The 6,518-nt window shown below is 70.2% G+C and carries 6 protein-coding genes; 4 read left to right on the forward strand and 2 right to left on the reverse strand.

Features of this window, described 5'->3' with window-relative positions:
• Positions 1-63: 63 nt before the first annotated feature.
• On the reverse strand, positions 64-585 hold the full coding sequence (locus AB0B89_RS33875) for a hypothetical protein (RefSeq protein ID WP_358561036.1): 522 nt from the start codon (positions 583-585) through the stop codon (positions 64-66).
• 182 nt (positions 586-767) lie between these two features.
• On the opposite strand from AB0B89_RS33875, the gene AB0B89_RS33880 reads away from it, so the two are divergent.
• From AB0B89_RS33880 to AB0B89_RS33895, 4 genes are all read left to right on the forward strand, one after another.
• The gene (locus AB0B89_RS33880; RefSeq protein WP_358561039.1) at positions 768-1,403 is read left to right on the forward strand and encodes a DUF305 domain-containing protein; all 636 of its coding nucleotides are present in this window, start codon (positions 768-770) and stop codon (positions 1,401-1,403) included.
• A gap of 48 nt (positions 1,404-1,451) precedes the next feature.
• Positions 1,452-2,498 carry a nitronate monooxygenase gene (locus AB0B89_RS33885; RefSeq protein WP_358561042.1) on the forward strand — a complete coding sequence of 349 codons (1,047 nt, stop codon included), beginning with the start codon at positions 1,452-1,454 and terminating at the stop codon, positions 2,496-2,498.
• Between the two features lie 171 nt (positions 2,499-2,669).
• Complete coding sequence (locus AB0B89_RS33890) at positions 2,670-3,698, forward strand: RNA polymerase subunit sigma-70 (protein WP_358561045.1); 1,029 nt, start codon at positions 2,670-2,672, stop codon at positions 3,696-3,698.
• A gap of 241 nt (positions 3,699-3,939) precedes the next feature.
• Entirely contained in the window at positions 3,940-5,070 is a 1,131-nt protein-coding gene (locus AB0B89_RS33895) for a serine hydrolase domain-containing protein (protein WP_358561048.1), read from the forward strand.
• 180 nt (positions 5,071-5,250) lie between these two features.
• Here the strand turns inward: AB0B89_RS33895 and AB0B89_RS33900 are convergent, their stop codons facing one another.
• Positions 5,251-6,240 carry a ketoacyl-ACP synthase III family protein gene (locus tag AB0B89_RS33900; RefSeq protein WP_358561051.1) on the reverse strand — a complete coding sequence of 330 codons (990 nt, stop codon included), beginning with the start codon at positions 6,238-6,240 and terminating at the stop codon, positions 5,251-5,253.
• Between the last annotated feature and the right edge of the window lie 278 nt (positions 6,241-6,518).

Here is a 6,518-nt window from a genome sequence, read left to right on the forward strand (position 1 = left end):
TCCCGTTCTCCTGCTGCTTTCGCCAGTGCTCGATGTGGGAGTGATACAGCTTTTCCTTGCGCATCAGCGCGCCACGTTCGGGGCTGCCCTCGGGCTCTCGACCGACTTGATGTACCTGGGGTTCGCCTTGTCGCTCACGTCGAAGATGCGGATGCCCTCCCAGGACTCCTTCTGCGTCGCGGGCTGCGGCGTGCTGGAGCAGGAGTCGTTGTTCCTGGAGGAGTCGACGGAGGCGAACAGCAGGTCACCGTAGACGGACAGGTCCATCTGCGAACCGGGGCAGACCACCGAACTCACCACGGCCGTCTTCTTCGGATTCTTGATGTCATAGATGGAGAAGCCACCGTAGTTACCGACATAGGCATAGTTGCCCTGGAAGGCGATGTCGGTGTTGATGGTGGCAGCGATGCTCGCGGGCTTCGGCACGTTCGTCACATGCTGGACGTTCGGGCTCGTCACGACCTGGTCGGTGCCCGGGATGTCCGCTGCCTGAGCGGGTATCGCCGACAGCGTCAACGCCGCGGCCGTACCCACCAGGACGAGGAACCGGCCCGCCAGGCCGCCTCTGCGGGGGATGGACAACACTCAGGAACCCTCCTTGGTACTTTCTGCCACAGGAGAACATAGACGGGCAGATTTTCTCCCAGACAGGGTGAGTTAGCCATAGGGCAAGCTGTCAGCAAAACCTTCCGACATGATCTATTTACGGATATATCGCCATTGAGTTAGGGTGCACGCGCACGGCAAGTGATGCTCAGGGAGGTCGGGTGCGCGGCGCGCTCCTCATCGTCATCGGTACGGCCGCGCTCGCCCTGGCAGGCTGCGCGAGCGACCCCGCCACCCCGTCGGCCCGGTCCACCGCCCCCGTCCTCGCCCCGGGCAGACCCGGAGAGGCGGCGAGGACGCTCAGCCCCGCCGAGGCGGTCACCGCGGTGCCCTCCCCCGCCGCCAACGCGGCGGACGTGGTGTTCATGCAGGACATGATCGTCCACCACCGCCAGGCCCTCGACCTGAGCGCAGGAGCCGCGACCCGGGCCGCCTCCGATGACGTGAAGCGCATGGCCACGCGCATCGCCGACACGCAGGGACCCGAGATCAACGCGATGATCCGGTGGCTGCGCCAGCAGGGGCAGCGCGTCCCCGAGCACCACGCCGCGCATCACACCATGCCCGGCATGGCGACACCGGAGCAGATGGCGGCCCTGCGGGCGTCCGACGGGACCGGCTTCGACCGCCTGTACCTCCAGCTGATGATCGCCCACCACCTGGGCGCCATCTCCATGGCCGCCGACGAGCTGGAGAAGGGCTCCCACATCATGGTGCAGGAGCTGGCGCAGGACGTGTCGGTCTCCCAGACGGCCGAGGTGAACCGCATGCGCCGGATGCGGCAACAGGAGGGCTGACGAACCACCTCTCCGAGCCGGCCGTCCGGCGGTCGTTAGGGTGGGTGGATGGAATTCGAGGCTCTGCCCTACCCGATCGTCCAGGCGCCGATGGCGGGCGGCCCGTCGACCCCGGAGCTGGCCGCGGCGGTGTCGGCCGCGGGCGGGCTCGGGTTCCTCGCCGCCGGCTACGACCCGGCCGAGTCGCTGCGCGCCGGCATCCGGGCCGTACGGGCGCGGACCGACGCGCCGTTCGGCGTCAACCTGTTCGTGCCCTCCTCCGAGCGGGCCGACCCCGCCGCCGTCGACGCGTACGCGGCGCGGCTGCGCGGGGAGGCCGAGCGGTACGGCGTCCCGCTGGGCACGCCCGCGGATGACGACGGCGCGTGGTGGGGCAGGCTGGCCGTCGTGACCGAGGAGCGCGTGCCGGTGGTGTCGTTCACCTTCGGGCTCCCCTCGCGAGAGGTCATCGAGGAGGTGCGCCGGGAAGGGGCGTACGTCGTGGTGACGGTCACCACCCCAGACGAGGCGGTCGCCGCGCACGAGGCCGGAGCCGACGCGCTCGTGGCCCAGGGCATCGAGGCGGGCGGCCATCGGGGCGGGTTCACCGACGACGCGGGCGATTACGGGCTGCTGGTGCTGCTCCGGCTGGCACTGAGGCTCACACCACTCCCCGTGGTGGCCGCCGGTGGCATCGCCGACGGGGCGGGGATCGCGGCGGTGCTGGCGGCCGGAGCCGTCGCCGCGCAGCTCGGGACCGCTTTCCTGCGCACCCCGGAGGCCGGTACGAGCGTCCCGCACCGCGAGGCGCTGACGTCGTACGACCGCACGGCGCTCACCCGCGCGTTCACCGGCCGGCGGGCCCGGGGGCTGGTCAATCGCTTCCTCGAGGAGCACACCGATGAGGCTCCCTCGGCCTACCCGCAGGTTCACCATCTGACCGCCCCGCTGCGGGCGGCGGCCAGGAAGGCGGGTGACGCGGGCGCGATCAACCTGTGGGCGGGTCAGGGGTTCCGGTTCGCCGAGGAGACGCCGGCGGGCGAGCTGGTGCGCCGGCTCGGAGCCGAGGCCGGGGACGCGCTCACCCGGGCCGCCCGCCGCCGCTTCGGCCGGTGAGGCCGTACAGGTGAGACCGCTCTTATGCGGGTCGGGCTGGGATGCGTTCGGCTCGAAGTTCGAAGAACGTCGTTCAGAGGAGGTCGTTCGAGCGATTCCTCTTCTTGGTGCCCGTCGTCACATGTCAGTGGGGCGCGTCCAGCGGGGCGCCGTATGAGGGCGGAGGGGTGAATGGTGGGGAAGGCCGAGGAGACCCAGGTCGTGGCCGCCGCGCGGGCGGGTGACGAGGCGGCGTTCGGCGCGCTCACCGACGGCTACCGGCGGGAGTTGCAGATCCACTGCTACCGGATGCTCGGCTCGTTCGAGGACGCGGAGGACCTGGTGCAGGAGACGTTCCTGCGCGCCTGGCGCAGGCGCGAGACCTTCGAGGGCCGTTCGACGTTCCGGGCGTGGCTGTACCGGATCGCGACGAACGCGTGCCTGGACTTCCTCGACCGCAACCCTCGCAGCCCGCGGGCCCGGCAGGACCCGGTCCTGGCGGATCCCGGCGCGCCGGCGCCGCCCCCGACCGAGGTGATGTGGCTCCAGCCATACCCGGACCGGCTGCTGGAACCCGTCGCCGGCAGGGACGCCGAGCCGGACTCCACCGTCGTCGCCAAGGAGACGATCGAGCTGGCGTTCCTGGCCGCGATCCAGCACCTGCCGGCCAGGCAACGGGCGGTGCTGATCCTCCGCGATGTGCTCGGCTGGCCGGCCAAGGAGACCGCCGAGCTCCTTTCGACCAGCGTCACCGCGGTGAAGAGCGCGCTGCAACGGGCACGCCCTGCGCTGAAGGAGCACCTGCCTCCGCGGCGGTCGGAGTGGACGCCGTCCAAGGATCCGACGCGGGAGGAGCGCGCGGTGCTGCAGCGCTACATCGACGCCGTCGAGCAGGGCGATCCCGCCATCCTGGCCGGGGTGCTGCGCGACGACGCCTGGCAGACGATGCCTCCGCAGCCGATCTGGATCAGGGGCGGCAAGGCCATCGTCGAGGCGTGGACGCCTGCCATGGTCGGGCCCGAGGCGTGGGGTGACTGGCGTGTCCTGCCCACCTGGGCGAACCGGCAGCCGGCGGCCGCGGCGTACCTCCGCAAGGCGGGCGACAGCGCGTACCGGCCGTCCTGGCTCGGCGTCCTGCGGGTCGAGGGCGGCCTGGTCGCCGAGATCACGACCTTCGGTGAGCAGTATTTCCCGGTGTTCGGCCTGCCGCCGGAGCTGTGATGGACGACGACGGCCGCCTGCCGTCCTTCCTCGGCAGGCGGTCTCCCCGTCGTTCGCGCTCCGTACGGTCGTGGTCGCCCCCGGCCGGGCGCGGGTCTACGACGAGGCCGAGTGGCGGGACGCGATCGTCGCGATCGTCGCCGTCGAGCGTGGCCGGATCGGGAGCCCGTCGCGATTCCTTCCGGGCCCTCCCACCGTCTCAACGACCAGACGTGTCACAAGCGGGGAAAAGGAAACGATCATGAGTGATGTCCAGAAGCAGGTTCAGGTCGCGATCGACCAGCTCGTCGAGTCCGGCGCCGAGACGGGCGTGCAGGTGGCCGTGTACCGGGAGGGCGAACTGGTGGTGGACGCCGTCGCCGGCACCGCCGATCCGGCCACCGGACGCCCGTTCACCTCCGGCACCCCCGTCTACTCCACCTCGACCGGCAAGGGGGTGACCGCGACCGTCGTGCACGTGCTGGCCGAGCGGGGCGTCCTCGGGTACGACACCCCGATCGCCGAGCTGTGGCCGGAGTTCGGCGCCCACGGCAAGCAGGCCGCGACCGTACGGCACGCGCTGACCCATTCGACCGGGGTGCCCGGCCTGCCCGCCGCCACCACCCCTGAGGACCTGTGCGACTGGGAGAAGATGTGCGCGGCGGTCGCCGACGCCGAGCCGTGGTGGGAGCCGGGCACCAAGACGGGGTATCACGCCCAGTCGTTCGGCTACATCGTCGGTGAGATCGTCCGCCGGGCGACCGGGACGCCTATCTCGCAGGTGCTGCGGGAGGAGGTCGCGGGCCCGCTGGGGGTCGCCGACGAGCTGTTCTTCGGCGTGCCGAAGTCCCGGCTCGGCGGGCTGGCCCGGCTGGACGAGCCGGCGAGCGACTTCGAGATGACCCCGGAGACGCTCGAAGGCATCCCCTTCTTCAGGGTCGTGCACGGGTACACTGCCGCGCCGATGGCGGCGCTCCCCGATGCGGCCTTCGGCAACCGTGCCGACGTGTTGATGTCCGACATTCCCGCCGGGGGCACCATGTCCGCCCGCGCCGTGGCGCGCATGTACGCCGCGCTGCTCGGCGAGGTCGACGGGGTCCGGCTGGTCTCGCCGGAGCGGCTGCGCGAGATCACCGCGGTGGCGATGTCCGGGTTGGACGAGGTCGCCGGGTTCCCGAGCACCAGGGCGCTGGGGTACAACATCGGCTTTCCCTCGCTGAACGCGTCCACGGTGCCGACGGTGTTCGGGATGTCGGGCAGCGGCGGGACGGCCGCGTACGCCGACACCGCCACGGGAGTGGCCTTCGCCCTGACCAAGAACCGGGTCTCCGCCGGAGATTTCACCACCGTCGAGCGGATCGGCGAAATCATCACCAAGGCTCTCGCCGGCTGACGGTTGGGGTATACCTCACGGGCGGGAATGGGCTTGACAGGGGCCCCATTCCCGCCCGGGGGCTTCTCCCGGGATCCGGCGAATCACCATGCCTCACCGGACGGCGAAGGTACGGGGCGCCGGCACCTCGCGGATCCAGGAGGATCCACGCTCGTAGACGGCGCCGTCGGCGGCTCTGGACTAGTTCAAAGCGGGCTGGTCACAGACTTCGAGGAGCAGGGTGGTGAATCGGAAGCCTATTCCCATGCCGATGACGAGGATCTTCTCCCCCCCTCGCAGTTCTCCACCGCGGAGAAGATGATCGATGCCCTGGAGCGCGTCAGAGGGGCCGACATGGCCGACCTCTCGTAGGAACGACCATGTGGTACGGCTCTCCGCGATGCCCAGGGGTTCCAGGATCAGAGCGGAGAGCTGAGCGAGGCCGACCCCGGTCACCGCGACCTTCGCCACCTCCGGCAACGCGACTCCCGACTCCTCCAGCACCTGCTTCACCGTTCTGACGCCGGCATCTCGGATGATGGGGAGGTAGGGCCCGAGGCCGGTCTTCTGGGCCAGCATGATGTTCCCGTCGCCCAGATCCTCCCGGACCGCGACGAGCGATTCGAGCTCGGACGCGGAGGTGTGAGAACTGGATATCAGCCGGGCATGGCCGCCCTCGCGGGACAGAACCGCCGCGGCGGCACCGTCCGACAGGAAGATGCCCAGCGATTCCTGCCATCGCGCCAACCTGCCCGCCTGGTAACGGCCGGCCGCGGTGACCATCGCGGCGCCGGCGGAAGGGTCGGATCTCAGCAGGCCCGCCGCGACGACGATGCCTGTCGCTCCTCCGTTGCTCGCCGCTCCCAGTTCGAACGCCAGCGCATCGGGCACACCGAGGACCCGCTGCACGTGACAGACAGGCGCGAAATGCTCCTGATCATCCAAAAAGGCGTAGACGAGCGACCCGATGTCACCGGCGTGGCATCCCGAATTCTTCAAGGCGTCGACTGCCGCCATCCCCGCCATCTCCGCCGCCGAATAGTCGCGCGAAATGGTGAGGGACGCCCAGTCGGACAACTTGAGACTGGCCGAACCGGCACTGATGGCGCTGCCGCTCAGCACGTCTTCGACGCTCACCCGGGGCGGCAGGAAACTCCCCGTGCCGCGGATGAAGGTGCTATCCCAGAGCAATGTTCCCCCCTGTTTGATTGGATGTGCTCCGCGCCAGATCCATGAGCCAGTTGCTCACGGTCAGGCCGATGAGCGCGGAGTGTTCTTCGAGTACGTCGGTCTCGGCCGGAACGGTCACCACTTTCGGGGCTTCCGTGGACGCGATCGGGCACCGCAAGACAGGTTGTGCGTGGCCTGGCTGGACAAGGCGCGGGCGAGACCGCGAGGCCGCCCGAGCCCACGACCGTGCCGAGACCGCCGGGGAGCGCGCCGACCCACTCCCACGCGTCGACGGCCTC

This window comes from Sphaerisporangium sp. NPDC049002 (assembly GCF_040649355.1).
Taxonomy (GTDB): domain Bacteria; phylum Actinomycetota; class Actinomycetes; order Streptosporangiales; family Streptosporangiaceae; genus Sphaerisporangium.